Origin of the sequence: Paraburkholderia sp. HC6.4b (assembly GCF_014200875.1) — a bacterium.
GTDB classification, from domain to species: Bacteria; Pseudomonadota; Gammaproteobacteria; order Burkholderiales; family Burkholderiaceae; genus Paraburkholderia; species Paraburkholderia tuberum.
The window spans coordinates 173,704-195,374 of record NZ_JACHDC010000019.1; the positions used below are offsets into that span (position 1 = coordinate 173,704).

The 21,671-nt window shown below is 61.2% G+C and carries 28 protein-coding genes and 1 tRNA gene; 19 read left to right on the forward strand and 10 right to left on the reverse strand.

Going from position 1 to position 21,671, the window contains the following annotated elements; all coding sequences use genetic code 11:
• Window positions 1–2 precede the first annotated feature (2 nt).
• Window positions 3–248 (reverse strand): GNAT family N-acetyltransferase, encoded by a 246-nt coding sequence (locus tag HDG34_RS27265; RefSeq protein WP_184064153.1) that lies wholly within the window; start codon window positions 246–248, stop codon window positions 3–5.
• A 633-nt stretch (window positions 249–881) separates the two neighbouring features.
• On the opposite strand from HDG34_RS27265, the gene HDG34_RS27270 reads away from it, so the two are divergent.
• Window positions 882–958 (forward strand) — tRNA-Met (locus tag HDG34_RS27270).
• On the opposite strand, the gene HDG34_RS27275 is transcribed toward HDG34_RS27270, so the two are convergent.
• The 6 genes from HDG34_RS27275 to HDG34_RS27300 all read right to left on the reverse strand — a co-directional run bounded on the left by HDG34_RS27275 (window position 915) and on the right by HDG34_RS27300 (window position 5,705).
• Window positions 915–2,606: a recombinase family protein gene (locus HDG34_RS27275; protein ID WP_311735648.1), complete on the reverse strand. Its 1,692-nt coding sequence runs from the start codon at window positions 2,604–2,606 to the stop codon at window positions 915–917. The genes HDG34_RS27270 and HDG34_RS27275 overlap by 44 nt on opposite strands.
• A gap of 86 nt (window positions 2,607–2,692) precedes the next feature.
• Window positions 2,693–3,199 carry a hypothetical protein gene (locus tag HDG34_RS27280; RefSeq protein ID WP_184063950.1) on the reverse strand — a complete coding sequence of 169 codons (507 nt, stop codon included), beginning with the start codon at window positions 3,197–3,199 and terminating at the stop codon, window positions 2,693–2,695.
• On the reverse strand, window positions 3,196–4,356 hold the full coding sequence (locus HDG34_RS27285) for a RecT family recombinase (protein WP_184063953.1): 1,161 nt from the start codon (window positions 4,354–4,356) through the stop codon (window positions 3,196–3,198). Before HDG34_RS27285 ends, HDG34_RS27280 begins: the two co-directional genes overlap by 4 nt.
• Complete coding sequence (locus tag HDG34_RS27290) at window positions 4,353–5,261, reverse strand: YqaJ viral recombinase family protein (protein ID WP_184063957.1); 909 nt, start codon at window positions 5,259–5,261, stop codon at window positions 4,353–4,355. Before HDG34_RS27290 ends, HDG34_RS27285 begins: the two co-directional genes overlap by 4 nt.
• Before the next feature lie 4 nt (window positions 5,262–5,265).
• A complete protein-coding gene (locus HDG34_RS27295) occupies window positions 5,266–5,487 on the reverse strand; it encodes a DNA-directed RNA polymerase subunit alpha C-terminal domain-containing protein (protein ID WP_184063960.1) in 222 nt (73 codons plus the stop codon).
• Window positions 5,484–5,705, reverse strand: coding sequence for a hypothetical protein (locus HDG34_RS27300; protein WP_184063964.1), 222 nt, complete (start codon window positions 5,703–5,705; stop codon window positions 5,484–5,486). Before HDG34_RS27300 ends, HDG34_RS27295 begins: the two co-directional genes overlap by 4 nt.
• 609 nt (window positions 5,706–6,314) lie before the next feature.
• On the opposite strand from HDG34_RS27300, the gene HDG34_RS27305 reads away from it, so the two are divergent.
• The 7 genes from HDG34_RS27305 (at window position 6,315) to HDG34_RS27335 (ending at window position 9,979) form a co-directional block, all read left to right on the forward strand.
• Window positions 6,315–6,983 (forward strand): hypothetical protein, encoded by a 669-nt coding sequence (locus HDG34_RS27305; RefSeq protein ID WP_184063968.1) that lies wholly within the window; start codon window positions 6,315–6,317, stop codon window positions 6,981–6,983.
• A complete protein-coding gene (locus tag HDG34_RS27310; RefSeq protein WP_184063971.1) occupies window positions 6,970–7,452 on the forward strand; it encodes a hypothetical protein in 483 nt (160 codons plus the stop codon). The genes HDG34_RS27305 and HDG34_RS27310 overlap by 14 nt, the downstream gene beginning before the upstream one ends.
• Window positions 7,453–7,467: 15 nt before the next feature.
• Entirely contained in the window at window positions 7,468–7,722 is a 255-nt protein-coding gene (locus tag HDG34_RS27315; protein WP_184063974.1) for a hypothetical protein, read from the forward strand.
• A gap of 47 nt (window positions 7,723–7,769) precedes the next feature.
• Window positions 7,770–8,669: a hypothetical protein gene (locus HDG34_RS27320; RefSeq protein ID WP_184063977.1), complete on the forward strand. Its 900-nt coding sequence runs from the start codon at window positions 7,770–7,772 to the stop codon at window positions 8,667–8,669.
• Between the two features lie 61 nt (window positions 8,670–8,730).
• On the forward strand, window positions 8,731–9,267 hold the full coding sequence (locus tag HDG34_RS27325) for a hypothetical protein (protein ID WP_184063980.1): 537 nt from the start codon (window positions 8,731–8,733) through the stop codon (window positions 9,265–9,267).
• Window positions 9,264–9,755 (forward strand): RusA family crossover junction endodeoxyribonuclease, encoded by a 492-nt coding sequence (locus HDG34_RS27330; RefSeq protein WP_184063983.1) that lies wholly within the window; start codon window positions 9,264–9,266, stop codon window positions 9,753–9,755. Before HDG34_RS27325 ends, HDG34_RS27330 begins: the two co-directional genes overlap by 4 nt.
• Window positions 9,752–9,979 (forward strand): hypothetical protein, encoded by a 228-nt coding sequence (locus HDG34_RS27335; protein ID WP_184063986.1) that lies wholly within the window; start codon window positions 9,752–9,754, stop codon window positions 9,977–9,979. Before HDG34_RS27330 ends, HDG34_RS27335 begins: the two co-directional genes overlap by 4 nt.
• A gap of 668 nt (window positions 9,980–10,647) precedes the next feature.
• Here HDG34_RS27335 and HDG34_RS38705 read toward each other — a convergent pair.
• Entirely contained in the window at window positions 10,648–10,800 is a 153-nt protein-coding gene (locus HDG34_RS38705; protein ID WP_221309284.1) for a hypothetical protein, read from the reverse strand.
• Here HDG34_RS38705 and HDG34_RS27340 point away from each other — a divergent pair.
• From HDG34_RS27340 to HDG34_RS27375, 8 genes are all read left to right on the forward strand, one after another.
• Complete coding sequence (locus HDG34_RS27340) at window positions 10,778–11,284, forward strand: HigA family addiction module antitoxin (RefSeq protein WP_311734842.1); 507 nt, start codon at window positions 10,778–10,780, stop codon at window positions 11,282–11,284. The two genes, HDG34_RS38705 and HDG34_RS27340, sit on opposite strands and share 23 nt — an antisense overlap.
• A gap of 1 nt (window position 11,285) precedes the next feature.
• Window positions 11,286–11,720, forward strand: coding sequence for an antirestriction protein (locus HDG34_RS27345; protein ID WP_184060359.1), 435 nt, complete (start codon window positions 11,286–11,288; stop codon window positions 11,718–11,720).
• Window positions 11,721–11,924: 204 nt separating this feature from the next.
• Window positions 11,925–12,566, forward strand: coding sequence for a hypothetical protein (locus tag HDG34_RS27350; protein ID WP_184063989.1), 642 nt, complete (start codon window positions 11,925–11,927; stop codon window positions 12,564–12,566).
• Window positions 12,514–13,263, forward strand: a complete 750-nt coding sequence (locus HDG34_RS27355) for a ParB/Srx family N-terminal domain-containing protein (RefSeq protein ID WP_184063991.1) — start codon at window positions 12,514–12,516, stop codon at window positions 13,261–13,263. The genes HDG34_RS27350 and HDG34_RS27355 overlap by 53 nt, the downstream gene beginning before the upstream one ends.
• Window positions 13,260–14,003, forward strand: a complete 744-nt coding sequence (locus HDG34_RS27360; RefSeq protein ID WP_184063994.1) for a cupin domain-containing protein — start codon at window positions 13,260–13,262, stop codon at window positions 14,001–14,003. Before HDG34_RS27355 ends, HDG34_RS27360 begins: the two co-directional genes overlap by 4 nt.
• Window positions 14,000–15,202 carry a phosphoadenosine phosphosulfate reductase family protein gene (locus HDG34_RS27365; protein ID WP_184063997.1) on the forward strand — a complete coding sequence of 401 codons (1,203 nt, stop codon included), beginning with the start codon at window positions 14,000–14,002 and terminating at the stop codon, window positions 15,200–15,202. Before HDG34_RS27360 ends, HDG34_RS27365 begins: the two co-directional genes overlap by 4 nt.
• Entirely contained in the window at window positions 15,186–15,752 is a 567-nt protein-coding gene (locus HDG34_RS27370) for a ParB/RepB/Spo0J family partition protein (protein WP_184064001.1), read from the forward strand. The genes HDG34_RS27365 and HDG34_RS27370 overlap by 17 nt, the downstream gene beginning before the upstream one ends.
• Complete coding sequence (locus tag HDG34_RS27375; protein WP_184064004.1) at window positions 15,737–16,429, forward strand: hypothetical protein; 693 nt, start codon at window positions 15,737–15,739, stop codon at window positions 16,427–16,429. Before HDG34_RS27370 ends, HDG34_RS27375 begins: the two co-directional genes overlap by 16 nt.
• A gap of 111 nt (window positions 16,430–16,540) precedes the next feature.
• Here HDG34_RS27375 and HDG34_RS27380 read toward each other — a convergent pair whose 3' ends face one another.
• Together HDG34_RS27380 and HDG34_RS27385 are read right to left on the reverse strand one after the other, a co-directional pair.
• On the reverse strand, window positions 16,541–17,320 hold the full coding sequence (locus tag HDG34_RS27380; protein ID WP_184064007.1) for an N-acetylmuramidase domain-containing protein: 780 nt from the start codon (window positions 17,318–17,320) through the stop codon (window positions 16,541–16,543).
• Between the two features lie 27 nt (window positions 17,321–17,347).
• The gene (locus tag HDG34_RS27385) at window positions 17,348–18,376 is read right to left on the reverse strand and encodes a hypothetical protein (protein WP_184064010.1); all 1,029 of its coding nucleotides are present in this window, start codon (window positions 18,374–18,376) and stop codon (window positions 17,348–17,350) included.
• Between the two features lie 437 nt (window positions 18,377–18,813).
• On the opposite strand from HDG34_RS27385, the gene HDG34_RS27390 reads away from it, so the two are divergent.
• From HDG34_RS27390 to gpW, 3 genes are read left to right on the forward strand one after another with little or no spacing between them, the layout of a single operon-like run.
• The gene (locus HDG34_RS27390) at window positions 18,814–19,338 is read left to right on the forward strand and encodes a hypothetical protein (RefSeq protein WP_184064013.1); all 525 of its coding nucleotides are present in this window, start codon (window positions 18,814–18,816) and stop codon (window positions 19,336–19,338) included.
• The gene (locus tag HDG34_RS27395) at window positions 19,271–21,379 is read left to right on the forward strand and encodes a phage terminase large subunit family protein (RefSeq protein ID WP_184064017.1); all 2,109 of its coding nucleotides are present in this window, start codon (window positions 19,271–19,273) and stop codon (window positions 21,377–21,379) included. Before HDG34_RS27390 ends, HDG34_RS27395 begins: the two co-directional genes overlap by 68 nt.
• Window positions 21,380–21,398: 19 nt before the next feature.
• Entirely contained in the window at window positions 21,399–21,671 is a 273-nt protein-coding gene (gpW, locus tag HDG34_RS27400; protein ID WP_184064020.1) for a gpW family head-tail joining protein, read from the forward strand.

Below are 21,671 nucleotides of genomic sequence, written 5' to 3' on the forward strand. Positions count from 1 at the left end.
GCTCACGCGCCGTCGATCTTCAGATACGCACGCGCGAGGCCTTCGTTTTCAAAGCCGAGCCGCTCGAGGAGTCGCGCGCTGCGCAGATTGTCGGGCCGGTAATTCGCCTTTACGCGATGCAGTTGCAGCGTGCTAAAGACGTGGTCGATTGCGTTGCTCAACCCTTCGCGCGCGAAGCCGCGACCTTCGAAGCGCCGCGATACCGGGAACCTGAGATGACACGCCTGGAAGGATGCAAGACCAAAGATAGAAGTGTCATGGCGGTCTCACTGATGTGGCAACTATCGGCACCCGCCGCAGGAAGATGCGTTCGTCCGAGCAGGAAAGCCGCACACCGCGCGCAGCAAGATGGACCGTCTTGGTTGAAAGAAATGGTGTATCGCGTGAACGGGTATCCCCGCTTACGCAAATAGATGATCGATTGGAAGCACGAAGGGACGACTCATGGCGCAATACGCATGAGCATGGGCGACCGTGCTCGCGGCAGAAGAATTTAAATGCCGTGTTGATTCCTCGTGCATGGGTGCCGATGCCTGCGCAACTTGAGCAAAGAGGTTTTCACGGGCAGCGCAGCAAGAATTGCATCGGGTGGATACGTCATATCAAGTTCCGCTCAACGATGAAGATAGCTTCTTGCGTTGTTGCGTTCGCGCGGGCGAGGCTCGATGAATGAAGTCCCGGCCAGTTGCTCCGATTCGCGGTAGTCCCGCATCTTATCGCGTGCGCGAGCGGGGAGTGTGCAACTTGCCGTTGCGATGTTTCGTAGCGCGTGCGACGCATCGCGCCGCGCGAATGTGCCGCTTGCTCGACCGCACTCGATATGTATTTCGCGCCAACATTTGACGTTGTGTCAGCGATCCGATATACTCTTTTTTCTCTGACGCGGGGTGGAGCAGTCTGGCAGCTCGTCGGGCTCATAACCCGAAGGTCGTAGGTTCAAATCCTACCCCCGCAACCACAATTCGAGACTGATTTCCGGCAGCACAGACGAGCAGTTGTTCGGAAACGTCTTCATAGGACGCGAAGTAACCACCGTCCCTCTTCTGTATCTCTATCGGTCCCATCAGCGTCGCAATTATTTGCCGCGCTTCATCGACGGATTCCCCCGATAACGCTTCCCTGAGTTCTGTTGTTCGTGCCTTTGCGCGTTGAGCAATTTCCGCGAACTGTTCGCTGTTGAGCTTCGTCCGAGTCAAAGCCTGGGTAAGCGCCTCACGCTCGCCTTCCGCTTTTTTCAGCCGTTCCATCAGGGCCGCTGAAACGCCTATTTCTGCCAGCGCCTGCGTCAGATTTTCGATCTGCCGGTCGAGCGTGCTTACCTTCGCTCGAATCTCCCTGGCCGATCCGGCCGTATCGTCCTGTTCGTTCGCGAAATATCGGCGCACGGCCGAATCAATACCCGCCTGGGCGTCGTCGGACAGCAGTTCATCGCGCAGGATATTGAGCAATCGTTCGTCTGTCTCAGCGCGGTAAATGTTCGCGCCGTGACATGCTTGCAGGCCGCGCTCCTTTCGGGTCACGCAGCCGTAGTAACGCTGGTTGATTGAAACCATTGCCCCGCCGCACTCAGGGCAGCGCAACAATCCACCGAACAGGCTGCGTGGCGCGCGTCCAGCCCCCGACGTTCCGGCGTTCAGGCGATCCGCGCCCATGCGCGTGCGCACTGAGTGCCAGAGGTCATCGCTGACGATGCGGTAGTGGTCGCGGCGTTCGGTTTTCCATTCGTTTTCCGGCCGGTCCTGACGTACGCGCGCGCCCGTGTCGGGGTCCTTTATCCACTGCGAGCGGTTCCAGATATAGATACCGATGTAGGCCGAGTTATTGAGAATGCCGGAACCCTTGCGCGGTGAGCCGTACAGCGCCGAACGCATCCAGGTTGTGTTGCGCGGCGACGGCACGCCGAGGCGGTTGAGTTCGTCGCATATCCTGAAGGTGGACCAGCCCGCCGCGAACTTCTCGAAGATGAACCGCACCCACTTCGCCTGTTCGTCGTTGACGCGGTAATCGCTGCCATGCTCGCCTTTAACGAGGTCGTAGCCGTAGCTTTTGCCACCGGCGACGAACCCGCGATCAACCTGGCCGGTCTGACCGCGCAGTGTCTTGCAGCGAAGATCATCAATATAGAGTTCGTTGACAAGGCCGCGAACCGTCCGCTGCACCTTGCGGCTGCCTGAGGTCGAATCGTAGCCATCGGACACGCCGAGCACGCGGATGCCGCGAAACTCAAGCCGACGCAGAATGGTTTCCTGCTCGACCTGATCGCGCGACAGGCGGTCCAGCGCTTCGACGACCAGTACATCGAACCGGCCCGCCATCGCGTCGGCCATCAGCTGCTTGCCGCCAGGACGTGATTCGACACGCGTCCCACCTGAGATACCTTCGTCCGAATGACGGGCAACAATTTCGCACTCGGCCAGCGTCGCGACGCGACGCGCACATACGTTTATTTGGTCCGTGACCGATGTTTCTTTCTGTTTGTCCGTTGAGAAGCGGGCATAGATTGCCACTCGCATTTCGATTCGTTCTCCGTGTTGTTCGCCGCTCGGGAACCCCGTACCATGTCGCGTGCTACGCTGCGCGCGAGAAGATTTATCAGGGCTTGCCATGCTTCAGGATGCTTGTCCCGCAACAATTTTAGCCTCCACATTCGTTGTAGGCTTTCAGCGCATTCCGAATCTGAGCGCTGTCCGGTTCATTCCTGTTCATCTTCGATGCCGTTCGGATCAGGCACGTTCATCGTTCCAAGCGTGTGCGGCCGGCGCAGGAAATAGACCGTGTGCGCTGTCGTCGCTTCGTCGTCCGGGTACACATGGATGTGCCATATGAACGAACAGGTGCCCCCATCCTTCGGCTGAAAGTGAACGCGATCCAGGCGCGCGTCCACGAAGCGCAAGTCGCCCAGGCCGTCGCGATCTTCGTCACGCAGCGCGAGCTTTACGCCAGCGAATTTGCCCGCCCAATGCAGCGTGCCAAGCTGTGGGTTTCGCAGTACCGGCGTACTGTCCGGGTCAACGATATCGGGTTGCCGATCCGCCTCATATAGCGAACTGCGCAGCGTCGGCGACATATCATCGAGCGCAGTATTCGGCAGGTCCGCCTTGATGGTCAGGTCGAGCGCAAGCCGTTCCTCTTCGCCGTGAAATTCCACGCGCGTGTTGATGTGTTCAAGCCTGACAGGATGATTTTCGAAGCGCATCATTGCTCACTCTCCATCCTGTGGCGTTTCGCTAGATAGAACTCTTCCAGTTCTTCGCGCTGGCCTTCGTCCGGCACGGTGCGTATCAGGCCGGCGGCAACATCGAGCGCGTCGAGCGTTTCCGCTTGTTCCAGCGCGTCCATGACCTGGGCGAACGTCATTGCAGCCACTTCGCCGCCGCGATCACGTTTCGAGCGTGCGTCAGCAGGATCGTCCTGCGCGGGTTGCGCGTGCGCCGCTGCGCGTTCGGCGTTGAGCTTGTCGCTGTATGCCGTGCGCGCGATTTCCTTTTCCTGATCGGTGCGCAACTTCGTAGCAAGTTCGCCTGCCGCCGTCATTTCGCCGCTGTTCGTTGCTTCCGCAATGGCCTTCAGAACCTCGTCAAGCGTCGGCGCTGCATTGCGTGTAGTCGCGTTCTTCTTCATGCGCTCCTTGACGCTACTTGTGCGCGACGATCCATGCGCCGCGGATTCCCGTCTGACTTCTTCGGCTGGCCCCATGTCGCGCATGCCGTTGTCGATCACGTCGAGTTCGTCGGGCGTGCGGACGCCAAAGACAATTTCGGACGCGTGCAGCCGGGACCAGCGTTTACCGGACAGGTAGGCAATCTGCTGCTTCGGGTCATCCGCCCATAACGTCGAGTTGCGCACGCGCGCCTGCTTCATCAGGATCGTCAGCACGCGCGGTTCGCGCTCGCCCCTGAGCGTCGCAAAGCAACGCACGCCAACGTCTGCTTCGTCTTCGATATTCCATGCAGGCACGCGGTATCGGACAGGCTCGCCGTGTTCGTTTTTCTTCGTCTTCGACTCGCGTTCAACGAACTGCCCGACGATCTTTTCCCAATCGCCAAACCAGTCCCAGTTGATGCGATCCACCAGCAGGCCAGATGTATTGACAGCCGCGATGATGAGCTGCGCCTCGTAACCGATCTGGTTGTTGACGAAGTGCGTTTTTGCTGCGACAGCGAACGGATTCATACCCCATTGCAGCGCCTGAATCGTCACGGCAGCGCAATTGCCGGGCTTGCCGCGATACGGTTCGGGAACGGTGACGCCAGCCGTCGCCATCAGATTCGCGAAGCGCTCGATGTAGCCAAGCATGTCGGGGTTCAATTCGAACCGTTTCAGGGTGCGCGGTTCCTCTTCCACTGTTGCGATCATTCGGCAACCTCCTTTCCTTCCTTCGGTTTGCTGTACGTCAGCGTCGTGTAATCGCACGCATCAACGCTGTACGCGGGACGGTGGACGAACTTGCGTTTATACGCGCCACCATTGGGAAGTCGGCCGATTGCGGCCTCACCCATTGCGTGCAGGATGTGGGCGCGTGCGCCGTCGCTGACGGCCTGGTACGCCTTGACCTGTTCGTCGGCCTCGATGCGCACGTTGTGCCAATCCATCAGCGCCGCATCGAGCGTGATGGTTTCGCCAGTCGTACCGGGATAAAGACGCTTCAGCATGTCAACCCCATGCCGGTGCGAATAGTCGAAAGGCGGCGGCTCGCCGGTTTCCACGAACGTCCAGAACGTCATTTCCTGGCCGATCAGCAGTTCCGAAAATTCCGGGTCGCGCTCTATCGTGTAGGTGACAAGACGGTTGCCACCGACAACCGCGCCCAGGTGCCAGGCGTCGTAGTTCAGTACCGTCAGATAGTGATGGCACTGGCACAGGTATTCGACCGGAACCTGATCCGAACCCTGATCGCCCCACTCGCCGGAGAAGCGGAAGAAATCCGCATTGACGTTCTTCGCTTCGAAGCCTTCGCGTCGACCTTCAACGAGCCTGTCTACGGACGCAGCCATGAACTGGTACTTCGGGTGTCGGATGATCTGATTGCGACGGCGCAGACGCACACCCGTGCGATGCGCAAACATATCGGCCGCGATGGCTTCCATCGCCCGGCCGAAGCGGGTTGTTTCGTTGTCTTCGCGCTCGCCTGTTGTCTGCCCGGTCTTGTCCAGCCACAACTCATAGGCTGTCTGATAGCGCGACTGGCCGATAGCGGCGGCGGCGTCGCTGCCGCCGATGCCCTTGCGGCGCTCCGCAAGCCAGTCGTCCCTTGCATTCATGGGTCTATTCCCTAAGTGAAAGACCGCGTTGCGTCAGCGCGTCCACAACGGCCTGAACAGAATCCGGGCCAACGTGCGTCATCAGCAACAGGTCGCGCGCACGACGCTCGCACAGCTCGCCTATCGACGTGATACCGGCCGCACGAAGCTGATTGGCGATCCGTACCGACAGGCCAAGCTCCGCAATCGGCTGCCGGGCAAGCAGCGAAAAGTCGAATGCGCTCATTGCTGCGGGTCCGGCAGGACGCGGACGAATACTGTCCACAGACCCGTTTCGATGTCGCGATACTGGCCGGTGATGACCGGCGCCCGAGCCGAGCGGATCGAGTCGCGGATAGTCAGCGCGTGCCCATAAGCTGCTTCGCTATCTGGCGACCGGATAATATGGTTTTCTCCGCCTTCTTCATGCGGCATTGACCAGTGTTCGATAAATGCGGTTGACACAATTCGCTCCGTGCCGAAATAACATGGATCGAAAGATAGGCGTCAAGCCGGGTTGAATTCAAGAAAAAAGCGAAAACCCTCCGCCGCAAAAAAGATTATCAGCTGCCGCTTTCAGAACGGCCGTTTAATTTTTATTTCCATATCCATCAGCGGCTTGCGCAGCGGGTGTCGAGGATGAATTTACATAACCTGACGATAATGGTTGAAACATCCAATTTTCCTAAGTGAATGCACCTATCCTCTTGATTTTTTATAAAAAACATCTGTGTACTTCCATGCACTTGCATGCACTCTTAATACAAATCAACGTAATTGACGGGATGCCTTTTTACGCCTAATTTTTAGTCCGTGAATCCAGTAAAGAAATTCGTCATGCTTACTGCGACAGACGATTTTCCCGGGGTGACGACACCGTAGGACGACGCGATGAATCCAGCCGATCAAGGAGCGCGCCTTACCGGCTCGGACGGCAAGACGTACCCGCGCAGCTACAAGGTCAACCGCGACGCGATCCGGCAGGCCATCGAAGCCGATCCGACCGCGACCAACACGGCGATAGCTAGGCTGACCAACGCGTCACGCGATACGGTTATCGACGTGCGCCGCAACATGACCGCCAACGCCGGGGCGCTGGTCGATGCACGCTACGTCGCGATGTGTACCGCCATTGCGGAATGCCATCGCGTCGATGAAGTGAAAGACCTTCGCGATAAGGCGCTCGCGTTCGAAGTCTATGCAAGGCAGGCGAAGAACACCGACGCCGAACGCAAGGCCTGCGCGATCCGCCTGCGCGCCGAACGCCGCGCGGGCACGTTGCTGACAGAGCTTGCACAGGCGGAATTGCGAGCGATGCCGAAGACGGCGAACCCGACCGGAAAAACCCTAGTCGTAGGCAACGACAAGGGGTCCTCCGTCGCAACGCTCGCTGACCTGGGAGTAACGCGGGACCAGTCATCAAAGTGGCAAAAGCTGGCGACGATCCCCGAACGGGAATTCGAAGACGCGTTACGCGATCCCGCGAAGAAACCAAGCACGACGGCTCTTATCCGGGACATCCACAACGATGTGGCGGCGACGATCAACCGCATCCCTGAGGATGTTCTGTGGATATGGGGCCGTGTGCGCGACTTCGAGAGCGACGGGTATCTCTCGAAGAATCCCACCGCGATCTATGACGCGATGACGGACGTCATGCAGACCGACGTGCGGCGCATCGTACCGGCGATGGCCGGGTTTCTGTGCGCGATGCTGGAAGGGGCAAGCCATGACGGGACGTAACACCACGCCGCAACCGGCAGGCGGCGCACGGGAAATCATCGTCCGGGCGGTCCGCAAGGCAATCCTCGAACTAGAAGCCGAAGACGTTCAGCGCGTCGAATGCAACACGGTTGCAGATCGCGCCCGTACACGACTCGAAAGCGGCAACGAATCCATATGCGCGAGGTACGGCTTCATGCAGTACCTGCTCGATGTCACGCGCCGGGAACTGGCGCGCAGCTACGGCGCGGAGTCACACGAGACACGGGCGATACAGGGCGACTTGTACACAGGCACGTTGCAGGCGCGTTATCCCGTTCCGCATCAGCGCGGCGAAAACCCGCAATACGTGCTGCTCGATCTCCTTACACCCGAACAGGTCCGTTGGAATGCGCGTCAGCATCGCAAGGTCGGGCGCGCTCACTTACGACACGCGGATGCGCTCGACGCATTCGCCCGTACAAAGGCCAGCGGCAGCAATGCGGCCTGACCCGATGGTGCAACCATGACTGATTCCGGAATCAAGGGAAGTTTCGCTATCCGCATCGCGAGGCGCGCACGCGCGCTGGATGACTATGAGCGTGCGGCGCGCGTCGTACTGCGTGACGCTGAAGCGGTCACACGCTGCATAGGTGGCCGTCTGGCAGAGCTGCGCGAACAGGACGCGCGAGCCCGCGCATTGCTGGCTGATAGCTCTGGCTTACCGGCCTGCGCGTTTCTGCTGGCACTCGCCGATGCGCTGCAGGATCGGCAACCGTAAGCGCCCGCTCGCAGTGGTCAAAAGCATTTACACACTGAGGCGGACCAATGAAACGTCCCTCGTTCCAGTTCTATCCGGGCGACTGGACTTCGAACGGCAAACTTCGCCGCTGCTCGCACTCGGAAAAAGGAATCTGGATTGACGTGCTGTGCCTGCTACACGACCAGGAGGATTACGGCACGGTTCGCTGGCCGTTGAGGGACATCGCCCAAGCGGTGCATTGCACGCTCGCCGCGCTGCGTATGCTGGCCGACAAGCGAATCCTGAAAGGCGGCGACGTGGGTGAACCTGTCGAGCCTTATCTCTACGTTCCCCGTTCGGGACGAAGGGAGGGAACGCCTGTCGTTCTGGTATGCGAACAGATCGGGCCAGTCTGGTATTCCTCGCGGATGGTCAGGGATGAATACGTGCGTACCATTCGCGGCAATTCCTCGCGCTTTGGTGCTGCTGAGGGTGACGCACCAAACCCCGCACCAAAGCCCTCCTTAAGTGACGGCTCTTCATCTTCATCTTCTACTTCATCAAATGCAAAGACAAAAACCGCGCGCGGAGCGCGCTTCGACGCGCACGCGCGTCTTGTGTCGCTCGGTGTGGAACCTCAGATCGCAAGCGACTGGCTGACCCTGCGCAGCGGCAAGCGTCTGAAACCCACGGAAACGGCCATTGCTGGCGTTCTGCGGGAAGCGCAATCGGCTGCCTTGTCGCTAAACGACGCACTGCGTATCTGCTGCACGCGTGGCTGGGCCGGCTTTCAGGCCGAATGGCTGCTGCCTCGCTCGAACGGTGCAACCGGACCGCCGTTCGCGCGGCTCAGCCCGCGCGATGTGCGCGAGGCACGCGACCGCGAAATGATCGCGGCGCTAACCGGGCGCGATGCGTCGCGCCCGCCAAACGTGTTCGACCTTGCCCCTGAGGACGTGCGCGATGTTCCCGACCGATCAACCTGAAACCCGCGGCGAATGGCTGTTTCGCCAGATGCACGCGATCTATGGCGCGCGCTTCGTGGCGATGTGGCGCGGCGTCGATACCAACGATCTGAAACGCGTCTGGACGCACACGCTTCAGGGTGTGCCAGCCGAAGCGCTACAGGCCGGCATTGTCGCGCTCTGCGATGTGCCGCATCCACCGACGCTGCCCGAATTCCTTGAACTCTGCCGCGCCACGCGCCGACAAGCCGCAGCAAGCAGTCCGCCACGTCTGCCGCAGCCCGACCGGGCGGACCCGGCGAAGGTAGAAGCGTGCCTCGCACGCATGCGGGAAATTCTTGCGCCGCTCGCGAATCGCCGGCCCTCGCCGCAATGGGCCTTTGAGATGTTGCTACGCGGGTGCGCAAAAAACGGCGCACCGCTCACCTATGAAACGAAGCGAATCTCGATTGATGCCGTACTGTCGCCAGCGGGCCGCGCATATCTGGACGACGCGCCTGCAGAGAAACGAGCGCAGTACCGAGCCGTTTTCGATGCCGCGTTCCAATTGCGCGGCGGCGTGCTGCCCTCGCGTGTACCGGGCGAAGACGACGAAGAGCCGCATGAGGCCACGGTGTGAACGCGATTGCCTTCACGATCCTGGGCGAGCCCGCCGGCAAAGCGAACAGCCGCGAAATCGTCTCGCGCCGCTATCGCGATGACGCGAACCGCATCCGTTCGCGCCCGATGTCGATCAAGTCAGACAAGGCGCGCGCCTATGAGCGCTACGCGCTACGGCAGATTCCCCCGCTGTGCCGCGTGCAACTGACCGGCCCGGTGCGCGTCACGCTGCGGATCTTCTACGCGTCCGAACGGCCGGACCTCGATGAATCCGTGATTCTCGACGTGCTGCAGAACCGCTATGCAAGGGTGAAGGCCGGTGGTGCAAGTGTGCGCGAGTTGGTACAGGCCGGCGTCTACAGGAACGACAGGCAGGTGCGCGAGAAACACGTCTATCACGGTATCGACCGCACCAATCCGCGCACCGAGGTCGTCGTTGAACCGCTTGCAGCACAGCAGTGCGTGCTGTCGTTCGCGCACGCGCTATCGATGGAGGCCATGCCATGAACCTGCGACAGAGAGAGGTCAGAGTGATCCGTTCCGACCAGATGCGCCACCGCGCATTGCACGACGCTGCACGTTTGCGCGAAGCGCTCGCGCTGATTGCCGACCTCGCGGAAGGCACGACGAGCGCGCTAACGCTGCCCGATATCGCGCGGATTGCACGCGCCGCGCTGGTGGGTGCGGAACCAGCGGACCCGCGTCAGCAATCCGGTGCGGTGACACACTGAGTGGGAAAACCATGCACAGATTTCCGGTCGCCGAATGCGCGCCGCTCCTAAGCGTGACCCTCGCCGATCAGGTGCGCGCTGAAGCGATCCGGCGCGGCGGCGAATGGAAGGCGCGGGCTGACGAATGCGCGGCACGTGCGGTCAAGTGGTACGGACGCAGACCATGCAAAGGTGAGGACCTGCGTATCGTGTTTGGCGAAGTGTTCAGGGCTGAGAGGACATAGCCATGCACCGTTGTCCGTGGCCCGGTTGCAGGCAGATCAACCCGCGCAATGCGTGGGGTTGCCGGAGACACTGGTACGCGCTGCCGAACGATCTGAGGGCGTGGATCGGCCGCGCCTACCGTCAGGGAATCGAGCGCGGCGACCATCCTTCACGCTCGTATCGGGAAGCGCACCGCGCCGCGCTCGAATGGATACGGGAGCAGACCACCGAGGGGCGATCAGCCGCGTATCAAACCTTGCCGGCGGACACCAAATCCTCGCCGCGTCAGGTGCAATCCTCGCCCGGCGACGGTCAATCCTCGCCGCCCCGGTTGCAATCCTCGCCCATCAACGCGGCATCCTCGCCGCCTCGGAAGAAATCTGAGTCTGGCCGAAGTTTGCCTCTGGACAGGCCTGCGCGGTCGCCTTAAGGTGGGTATGCAGTTGTTTGTAATTACCCACTTACTAGATAGGATTCCAGATGAAATCGACGAAGACCACCACGAACCACGCCGCAACGAAAGCACCGGCAACGAAGGCACCGGCAAAGAAAACGATGGCTGCGAGTGTGGTTGAGCCGAAGGCAAAAACGACGGTGGCGGCGAAGGCGGCTGCCAAAGCTCCGACGACGAAGGTCGCGCCGACGCCCGCCGCCAAGACTCCCGCGACGAAGGCCGCGCCCGCCGTCAAGACGCCCGCAGCGAAGGTCGCGCCGACGCCTGGCGAAAAAACCTCGACAACGTTAGCGCCGACGCCGCCTGCGTCGAGCCAGTCCAGCGGTGCAAAATCTCTTCCTCAGACGGCTGGCGCGGCGCTCGCTGCGCGAATCGCCGACGCGCGCGTGACTGAAGTCAAGCTGGCGAAAGCGATCAGCGTTGCGCCGCGCCGTATCCGCGAGATCATCGAGGGCAAGCGCCGTTTGACGGCTGATACGGCCGTTCGCCTTGCTGTGTTCTTCGGCGACGATCCGATGACCTGGATGGGCTACCAGCTTGCGTACGAAATCGCGCAGGAGACTCAGGAGCTCTCCGGCGTACTCGCGTCGATCGTGCCCCTGGCGCGCGTCGCGCAGACTCCTGTCGTCGCTTCCAGGGGAGCGTGAGATGGCGAGGAAAAAGCCGGCCGGAATCGTTGCAAAGCTGGTCCCTGAGAGTCGTCGCCTGAGGTTTCTCCCGAAAATGCTGGGCAAATTTTTATGGCCGGTTGCAGAGAACCTGGTGTATTCCTGCGCGGCCAAGCTCTCGCCGGAGTATGCGCACGGGGCGTGGAATTTTTACGAACTGTCGAACGGCAGTTTCTATCTTGCGCCCCGCGCGCCGGAACGGATGACACTGAGGATAGAGGGCAATCAGTTCGATAGCACCATGAGCGCGGACGCAGCCGGAATCACCATCAGCCTGTTCGTCCTGAACCGGCTGATATGGACGATTCATGAACAGGGCGGTAACTACGATCCGCAGGTCGAGCAGTACTACGCGCTGAGGGAGTACGCGAAACAGCACGCCGAGGGCGGGCTGATTTTGCGGGCTATCGACTAGCGATCTGGCGCACCAGTCCAAGCCCGCCGAGCGCAGGCCTGAGCGTTTCTGACGCTAGCGCGCTGGTGGGTCGGATTGAAATTTCTTGACAACCGGCAAAAACAGTCGAATATACGCAAAGATTAGTAGTCTCCGAACTGCACCCGGAACCCGCCTCGAGCGGGTTTTTTCGTTTTGCGCGTTCAGATTCCTGCACCGCCCCCCATGAAAGACACCTATTGCGGCACAGCAGCGGCGCTGCGTGACGCGCTTTCGCACGCGGTTCTGCGTGGAGGCGCGTCCTCTCTCAAGGCGCTACACCAGTCGGCTCCCGGCGATGACGTACTGACCGGCACGGATGCCACCGCGCAGGCCGCGCGTATCCGTTACCGGCTGGACCGATTGACGGATTTGCAGCGCGCGCTGCTCGTAGTCAGCTACGCACCCCAAAACATAACCTGCGCGTGCCATCGTCCCTGCTGCGCGGGGCACTATCCCAATCCCGAATGGTCGGGCGCGCTCGCTCAGATCGTCGCGCACACTGCGCCGCTCTTCATCGGGCACGTCCCGAATATCCGTTTGCGTTCCGCGCTGGTCGCCAACATCCTCACCCATACCGGCGAGACACAGGTCAGCCTCGCGCAGCGCTGCGGCGTGCACCGGCAGACCGTTGCCGAACATACCGCGATTCTCGGTGCAACACTGAGCGGCACGCGGCAGAAAAGCGGTGAGTTCGACGCAGCGTTCGGGCGCATCGATGCGCTCCTGCGCGAAGCGGGGATCGTACGCGACGAATCCGCATCAGACGTCACGAATGAAGAAACAACCGCCCTGGCCTGCCGACAGCGTGGAGCGCTGGCCGCTTGAGCGGCTGCAGCTTGCGACGCGCAACGCGCGTAGCCATCCACCGGAGCAGGTGGAGAGCCTTGCAGGCTCACTGCGTGAATTTGGCTGGACGATTCCCGTACTTGTAGACGAAGTCGGCGAAATCATCGCCGGACACGGACGTCTGCTCGCCGCGCGCCAGATCGGGCTGGACGATGCGCCCGTAATCGTGGCGCGGGGATGGAGTGAGGCCCAGAAGCGCGCCTACCGGATTGCGGACAACAAGCTCGCACTTAACGCCTCATGGGACACGGAACTGCTCGCGCAGGAGCTTCAGGCACTCACCGTTGAGGGCTTCGAGCCCGATCTGCTAGGTTTCTCTGACGCTGATCTGGCGCGGCTGACTGACGATACAGACAGGCTCCGGCTCGATCACGCCGCGCAGATTGCCGAAGTCGCAGACCCTACGGAATTTGGTTTCGCAAGCGCGAACGCCAATACACACGACCGGGCTCCTGTCAGTGCAGCCGCCGACGCTGCCGCCAGCCAGAATGGTTTTTCTGCTGTGAGCGATGCAGCTGCATCTCTCGCAGTCTTTTCCTGCATGGTCCGAGTTGCCGACCGTCAGATTCTGTTCGATGCCATTGCACACGCGCGAACGCGCGGCGCCGCCGACAGCGGCGCGGCGCTCCTGCTGATAGCGCGCGAATGGCTTGATGCAAGCCAAAGTATCCAATGAATCGATCCGCTCACATCGGCGCGCCCTCGCACGCGTTCACGGCTTATGACTGGCAGCATGGCTGTCTGGCTGACGCATTGCTGGCGTGGACGGACGACCTTACCGTCACCGAGCCGCAGGCGACTCATTTCGGCTACGTGTATGAGGGGGCAGCGCGCCTGCAGCACAACGGCCATGCGTGGATGCTGCACGCCGGCCAGTACTTCTGCGTCCCGGGCCGGTTCACGCTGTCTGCACGGAGCAGCCGCGGAGTCATCATGCGGCGCGCTGGCTGGCGCGGCCTGTTCATGATCGGCGGTCCCGTCGAACACAGGGGCCGCCTGCGCTATATCGACCAGTGCAGTGATACCACGCTGGTTCAGCCGGTTCGCTGCGGCGATCCCTGTCTGAACCTGCTGTACTTCCCCGAAGGTGTTTTCCAAACCGCCCATACGCACCCATCGGACCGGCTCGGGCTGGTGCTGTCAGGAAGTGGGACATGCATCGCACGTAATGCGGGCGCGGATGTCTGCATCGCACTCGAAGCGGGGATGATTTTCTGCATTCATGCGAACGGGCGTCATCACTTCGCCACCGACCGGGGCGACGAAATGCGCGTGCTCGCGTATCACCCGGATTCCGATTGCGGGCCTACCGACGACGATCACCCGATGATTAACCGGACCATCGTGGACGGCGTATCAGCGCGCAATCTCGCCGCGATCCGCACGACCGGCGACGCGACACTGGAACGCTCATGAGCGGCAAGGCGCGTGTGACGCTGGACCGGCATTATGTGGACGATACTGTTCACGATGCGGCGCTGGAACGTATCCGGCATCTGTACAGCCGGTTCGACCGGATCGTCGTCTCGTTCTCGGGCGGGAAGGATTCGACCGTCGTGTTGCATCTCGCGCTCTCGGTCGCGAGCGAAACCGGACGCCTGCCGCTCGAGGTTCACTTCTATGACGAGGAGTGCATTTCGCCCGACACAGAGGACTATGTAGGGCGCGTGCGCGCCCAGCCCAATATCGCGCTCACCTGGTATTGCGTGCCGGTCAAGCATCGCAACGCCTGTTCGCGGCAGCAGCCGTACTGGTACTGCTGGAATCCCGATGAGCGCGACCTGTGGGTGCGCCGGATGCCGGCGTGCGCTGAGGCGACAATGCCGGGTTTCGCGCGCGGAATGATGATTCCCGATTGCAGTCACCTGCCATTCGCGGGCCGGTCGCAGACTGTCGCCATGCTGCGCGGCATCCGCACCCAGGAATCGTTGCGCCGGTTGCGCATGACCATGCGCTCGCGCGTCGATAACTACATTCATCAGAGCCCTAACGCGCGAAACGTGTGGTTGTGCGATCCGATATACGACTGGCGGTTCGAGGATGTATGGGTCGCGCCGTCGTGCTTCGGCTGGGACTACAACCGCACGTATGACCGCTTCGAAGCGATGGGACTGGCGCATGCCCAACAGCGCGTCTGCCCGCCGTTCGGCGAAGAACCGCTCAACCTGCTGCATACGTGGGCGATCTGCTACCCCAATCTATGGCACCGCATGACCGCTCGCGTGCCAGGCGCCGCGACAGCGGCACGCTATGCGCTGACCGAGCTTTACGGCACGCACCTGCGCGAGCCGCCAGAAGGTCTGACGTGGCGGCAATGGACCTGGCGGATCATCAATCTGTACGATGAGCCGTGGCGCTCACGCGTCGCGCTCTCACTGCGACGCGCCGTCGAAACGCATCAGCGCAAGACGAAGCGGCCCATTGACGACACAAGAGCCGACCCGATGAGCGGCGTGTCCTGGCGCGCGCTCGCGCAGATCGCGCTCAAGGGTGACTTCAAGAACCGCAAGGCCGGCGGGCTGGTCACGCTGGCTGGAGCCGAGCAGAAGCGGCGTGGGGTGACGCTCGAAGAACTGCTTGCAATGGAAAACGACAACGATGGCACCCGCTATTGAGTCCGCTTCGCCGCTGCCGGATGACGTGCGCGGCGCTATTGAACGCGCTGCCGTCTCACGCGTGAAATGGGTACATCGCGATTGCGTGCGGGCGAACGACTACAACCCCAACTGCGTTGCGCCGCCCGAACTTGAACTGCTGGTTCTCTCGATCCTAGAGGACGGCTTCACACAGCCGCTGGTTGTGCTCAGGGACGGCAGCGGTTATCTGCTGATTGATGGCTTTCATCGCTGGCTGGTGTCGGACGATGCTCGTATCCGCGAGCGGTACGGCGGCTTCGTCCCGGCTGCGGAGATTGAAGCCAATCCGGTACACCGGATGATGTCCACCATCCGTCACAATCGCGCGCGTGGCACGCACGCAGTTTTGCCGATGGCCGGGATTGTCCGCACGATCATCGAGGCAGGCGTACCGGTACCGGAGATCGAGCGCGGCCTTGGCATGGAACCGGAGGAAGTAGACAGACTTGCAGACCGTTCCGGCATGCCTGAACGTGTGGGTAAGCGCCTCGCAAAAGCGGAGTTCGGCCGCGCGTGGATTCCGTCCTGACGCTGCGTGTATCGATGCTTGAACTGTCGATCCGCTCGAACATTGAGGCCGTGTCGCGCAAGCTCTCAGCGCTGGCTTATCGGCAATTGCCCTTTGCCGAAGCACGCACTGTGACCGAACTGGCGAAGCTCGCCGCCGACGCCGAAAGGAACGCACTACCGCAGGTATTTGACAACCCGACGCCCTTTACGGTCAACTCGGTGGCCGTGCAGCCCGCGCGCAAGGGAACGCCCGTTGCACGCGTCTATATCCGCGACAAGGCCGCTCGATACCTTGCACCCTATGAATTCGGCGGCGTGCAGTATCTTGGCGCGAAGCCTGCGAATCTCGTTCCGGCCGGCGCATCGGCGAACCAGTACGGCAACCTGCCGCGCAACGCGATCCGCAAGTACATGGGGCGGCTTGACGTGTTCATGGGAAGCGTCAGAACGAAACGCCGCACGGCGTACGGTGTATGGCAGCGGCCCGCACCGGCACAGTCCACCTCACCGCGCCGACGCGGCAAAGACCGTGCTGCAAACACAACCGGCAGCCTTCGCTTGCTGGTCGCGTTCCACGCGCCGGTCGAGACGAAGAAACGGCTTGAATTTGGCAAACGAGCCGAAGCGCTCGTATCTGCGAACTTCGACCGGGTTTTCGGCAGGGAGCTTGCGCGGGCAATCGCGAACGCAACATGAGAACCCACGTGCGACAACAACAGATGGCCCTTCAAGGGACGGTGGTACTTCTCCGAGGCGGTCATTCGCTGCAAGGCACGTCTCCCGGTACCTTCCGGAGATGAGCGTCGGTCAGGCCATTGCTTCTGCTTCCAACCGGGAGAATGTATTGGGATCCAACTGTCCGGTGACAGGTAAACCTCTCGTGCTTTGAAAGGTTCGAAGCGCTGAAGCGGTATGATCAAGCAAAATTCCGTCTATCTCTTCCGCGTCTATGCCCAAGTACATTAGATAGATCTGTGCTGCTCTGACGTCTATGTCAGGCACACCGCCGTTTTTGTATTTCGCGTACGCACCGCTGATCAGACCGGCATATCTACCCGTTGTGTCTCCATTGTAAGCTGCTGCAAACGACGTCCAGTCTAAGCAGGCAAGTGAACCGTCCATTTCGCTACTGATAATGAACCTTGCAGTTGCCAAAAGCTGAGAATCCTCAGACGCGACCATGTCGGATAGCATAGCATCTACGGTTCCGTAGCCCGCCGCATCGAAGTTCCGGCCAAGCACTTGCCCCAAGCCCCACGAAGCGCTTTTGAGGGCAGCATCTTCGTCGAGGAAAATTGCCCTGTTCAAACGTCTATACTGATCGGCAGCTGTGTTGTCGCCGTAGTAGCCGGGCGTGGTGCTGCTAATATCAGACGCGGTCTGGTCATAGAGACCTCGCGTTATTTCATGGAACACTCGTTGTTCATATAGCATCTGCGGTGATCGATTCTGCCAGAAACCGGCATGAGGAAAGACAGTCTCGGTGTGGATCAGAGCCCAGATGCACTCGACGTCAACCTGCATGTCGCTACGCGCGCTTTCCAGCCCGGCCGCAGTCAACGGTGCTCCCTTTCCGGTAAAGTTCATCGCATCACTCCAAACCAGACAGATCTATTAAAAAACCCCGATATTGATATGCTTGGACGGCGCAGCGCCCGGGGTGGTGCCACCCGTTTCTGGAGTGGTTCCCGCTGCCTTCAACTTGTTCACGGCGTCGTCTAGGCTGCCGAATGCCGCAGCACTGAGCGCTTTAAATTCCTGCGTCACCGAGGCTTTGTCTGGCCAGTCGGTGTGGAATGTACATTTCCGGTTGGCGCTATCTCCGCCCCTGTCTAGTATCCCAAGGCGTTTGGGAGTGCCCCACAGCGCATCGCAAATCGGGCCGTCCACCTCCTGTTGGGTGGGTTGTTTTTGCAACAGCCAATAGAGCGCTACTACCTGCTTGTCGCCGCTTCCTGCGCCAAGCCTCTTGACGATCTGGTTGACGATATTCCTGTCAGCTGCGCTCACTGACAGAGTCACCGTTGGTTTAGCGCCCGGTATCGGTGGCGTCTGACCATTTACTCCTGGTTCCGGATTCTGCCCGATGGAATTTCCGGCGTTATCGGTAGCTCGGGGCCTTGCGGTCTGGAGGGCCTGTCTCACAAGGCTCGTGATTTCAGGAATGGTGCAGATATCCTGGTCGTCGAAAAGTGCGACCAGAGCCGCATTGACTGTCAAGACACCACGATCCTTACGCACCTTGTTTTGATGCGTGACCAGCGCGTTCATGGTCAGCGTACGTACCGAGTCGATGTTCTCGGCGGCAAATAAAAAGTCCTTAGTGTAGACGCCAGTACCGGCGACGAAAGTGGATGTGCCAAGTGCAGTAGCAGAAACAGCAGCGGTGCCGGCGTGCGTGAGCGCAAGTATCGACGTCGCGAGCGTGCCGGCGACCGCAACAGTGTCGTTCGCGACGATGATCCATTGCTGCCTTTTCCCGGCCGAACGGAAGTAATCCATACATGAAGCGTAGATTAGCGAGAAGCCAGCTTCGAGCATCGCTTCCGCATTTTTCGATTCAACGTCTGTTGGAAGCACGCTGCCGTCAGCGGGAAGTGCATCACGCGCGGCTCTATTAAAGCGTGCTGCAAATATCGCCATTGGAGCTGAAGCCGGAGCAGGAGGAGCCGGAACCGTCCAGTCGGCAGTGACAATTGGTGGGGGGCCCGTCTGCAGCGAGCACGCTTCGACCAAAACTGCAAGCATGCAGATAGCCGACTTGCTCACGGTTCGACCTACGCCGCAGAACAAGCCCTGTTTGTCCAGATGTACTCGTGACATTGTTCGCCTCTTGTTAACAGCGGGCCGACGGCGACCAGAGGACCAGAAGCAATGAGACACCTATGAGTCTCAGATGTTTACCTGTTTGGTGCCGGAATGGAAGCCGGCGGAGGGGCTTCTGTTGCCCTTTGTGTTGACTTGTGTCGGGTAGCCAACATTTCCGTGAAAGCCCGGGTCCTTGCCCCCTGGAAAAATTGGAGGGAAATTGCGCGACCCCGTTCTTTCTGTAGCTACACGTTTCAAAAAGTCTTTGCACCGTGGCTGACGGCATTTCAATCCGCGAATTCGCGCGGCGCGAGCACGTTTCGGACACGCTTGTTCATCAGGCGCTGAAACAGGGACGGCTCGCGAAGCGCGCAGACGGCCTCATGGACCCGGCGCTCGTCGGTACCCGCTGGCGCGCGAGCGAGAGACCCGACGAAAGCGCAAAGGAAAACGCAAAGGACACTTTGCAATCAGCCGGAAGTGCAAAGGGCCTCGCCTACGGCGAAGCGCTGCGCCTGAAAGAGAACTGGACGGCGCTGCTGCGCCGCCTCGAATACGAACAGAAATCCGGCGCGCTCGTTGAGCTGGCCGTCGCGCGAGGCGTCGTGTTCGAGTTATGCCGCGAGCAGCGCGACGCGTGGCTTGCGTGGCCCGCGAAGGTCGCACCGTTCATCGCAATGGTTTTCGGTCTGGACGACGTTGACCGGCTAACGAACACACTGGCGGCGCATGTCCATCAGCAGCTTGCCGACCTCGGGGAGCCTGAACCGCGCTTCGACGCAGAACAAGGCCGATGACCTTCGACGTGTCGGCCGCGGCGGTTGGACCCCGCCGCCACGCCTGAGCGTCCCGCAGTGGGCTGACCGGTTCCGGCGACTCGCGAAGGAATCGGGCAGCCTGTCGGGCCGCTGGACGACCGGGACCGTGGAAGCCGCACGCGGGCCGATGCTCGCAGTGACCGAGCCGGGCGTGCATGTCATCACGGCGATGGTGAATACGCAACTGTTCAAGACGTCGCTGATCGAGAACGTCTTCGGCTACTTTGCGCATCTCGATCCGTGCCCGATGCTGCTGCTCGAACCGAAGGAAGCCGCGGCCGAACAGTTCAGCAAGGAACGCATTACGCCACTGGTACGGGTCACGCCCGTACTGCGTGAACGGGTCGGCACGACCAAAACGCGCAACGCCGAGGAAACGCTGCTGTTCAAGTCGTTTCCGGGCGGCTTCCTCGCGCTCGCGGGCGCGGGCAGTCCCGATAACCTCGCGCGGCGCCCGATCCGGCTGGTTCTCGCGGACGAAATCGACAAGTACCCGGTCACGCGCGAGGGCGACCCTATCGCGCTCGCCGAGGAACGGGTCGCCACGTTTGCGAACTGGCTGTCAGTGCGGACCTGTTCACCAACCGTCACCGAGGAAAGCCGCATCGAAGCCAGTTACGGCGAGTCGGACCAGCGTCGCGCGAGCGTGGCCTGCCCGCATTGCGGGCACCGTCAGTTCCTGGAATTTTTCCGCCATGTTGAGTGGGAGAAGCGCAAGGACGACAAAGGCAACGTAACTGGCCATCGCACGAAGACCGCGCGCGTGTACTGCGAGTCGTGCAGCGCGGGCTGGTCCGAGTCAGAACGGCTTACCGCCTTGCAGTCCATACGGTGGCATCAGACGCGGGTGTTCGAGTGCTGCGGCGCACGGCACGTACCGCTCGACGCGTACGACCGCGCCTGGCGAAGCAGTGATGAAGCAGGCAACGGCACCGACCCGGTTGGCGTGGTGTGGGACTGGTGGGCATCGGAACGTCATGCCGTCTACCGCGCGAAGTGTCCGACCTGCGGCGCGTGGAGCGTCGATAACTCGCATGCCGGATTCCAGGCGTCCAAGCTCCTGAGCCCGTGGACGCGCGACCGGCCCGCCGATATTGCGGCGCGCTGGATCGACGCGCAGGGCGACGAGGAACGGCTGCAGGCCTGGTGGAATACACAGATGGGACTCCCGTACCGTCCGCGCACTGGTCGCTCGCTCTCCGCAGAAGCGGTCGTCGCTCGCGGTGAGATATGGGCGGCTGAAGTGCCCGATGGTGTCGCCGTGCTGGTCGTGGGCGCGGACGTGCAGGATTACCGCGTTGAGCTTGAAGTCGTGGGCTGGGGCCGCAACGAGGAAAGCTGGTCAATCGACTACGAAATCATCGAGGGCGAGTTTTCGGACGCGCGCACGCAGGCGCGCATCGACACGTATCTCAGACGCCTGTGGCATCGCGCCGACGGTCGTCCCTTCGAGATCATGGCGGCGTGCATCGATTCGGGCGGGCATCACACGCAGGCGGTCTACCAGTTCTGCGCGGCGCGAATCGGCCGCCGTATCTGGGCGGTCAAGGGCGAATCGGCACGCGGCGGCGAGCGCAATCCGGTGTGGCCGTCAAAGCGCCCCACGTCGCGCACGAAGAAGACCTATCGCCCGATCCTGCTCGGCGTGAACGCGGCGAAAGACACGATCCGGCAGCGGCTGCTGCTCGATACACCGGGACCAGGTTACATGCATTTCCCTGCCGACCGTGACATTGGCTATTACGCGCAACTGACCGCCGAGCGCATCGTGATCAAGGAGTCGGGCGGTAGACGTTATCGGGTGTGGGAACTGCCACCGGGCCGCGCCAATGAAGCGCTCGACTGTCGCGTGTATGCGTACGGCGCGCTGTGCGGCCTGCTGTTCTTCGGCCTGCAACTGAACCGGCGCGCCGACGCGGTACAGGCGTGGACGCCGCCGCCTGACGTGCCACTGACGCCGCACCGTCCGTACCCGGCCACTGCCCGCATGCGAACCTCGCTCGTTCAGCGTCTTGCCTGAATCGCACGTCTAAGCTGCCATGCCCTGTCGCCGCCTGAGCATCCTGGACGGGATGACGCTCGGCGCGCTCGAATCGCAGCTTGCAGGTATGCAGCGGGCGTATCTCGCGCTGATATCGGGCACCCGGGCGCAGTCCGCGTCGTACACGCAGGCAGACGGTAGCCGTTCGATCGCATACACGCAGGCCAATATCGCCGATCTGGTGCAGGCCATCATCGGCGTGCAGACGCAGATTGATGCGCTGCGCGGACTCTGTCGCAACCGCCGCCGTCCGGTCACGCCGTATTTCTGA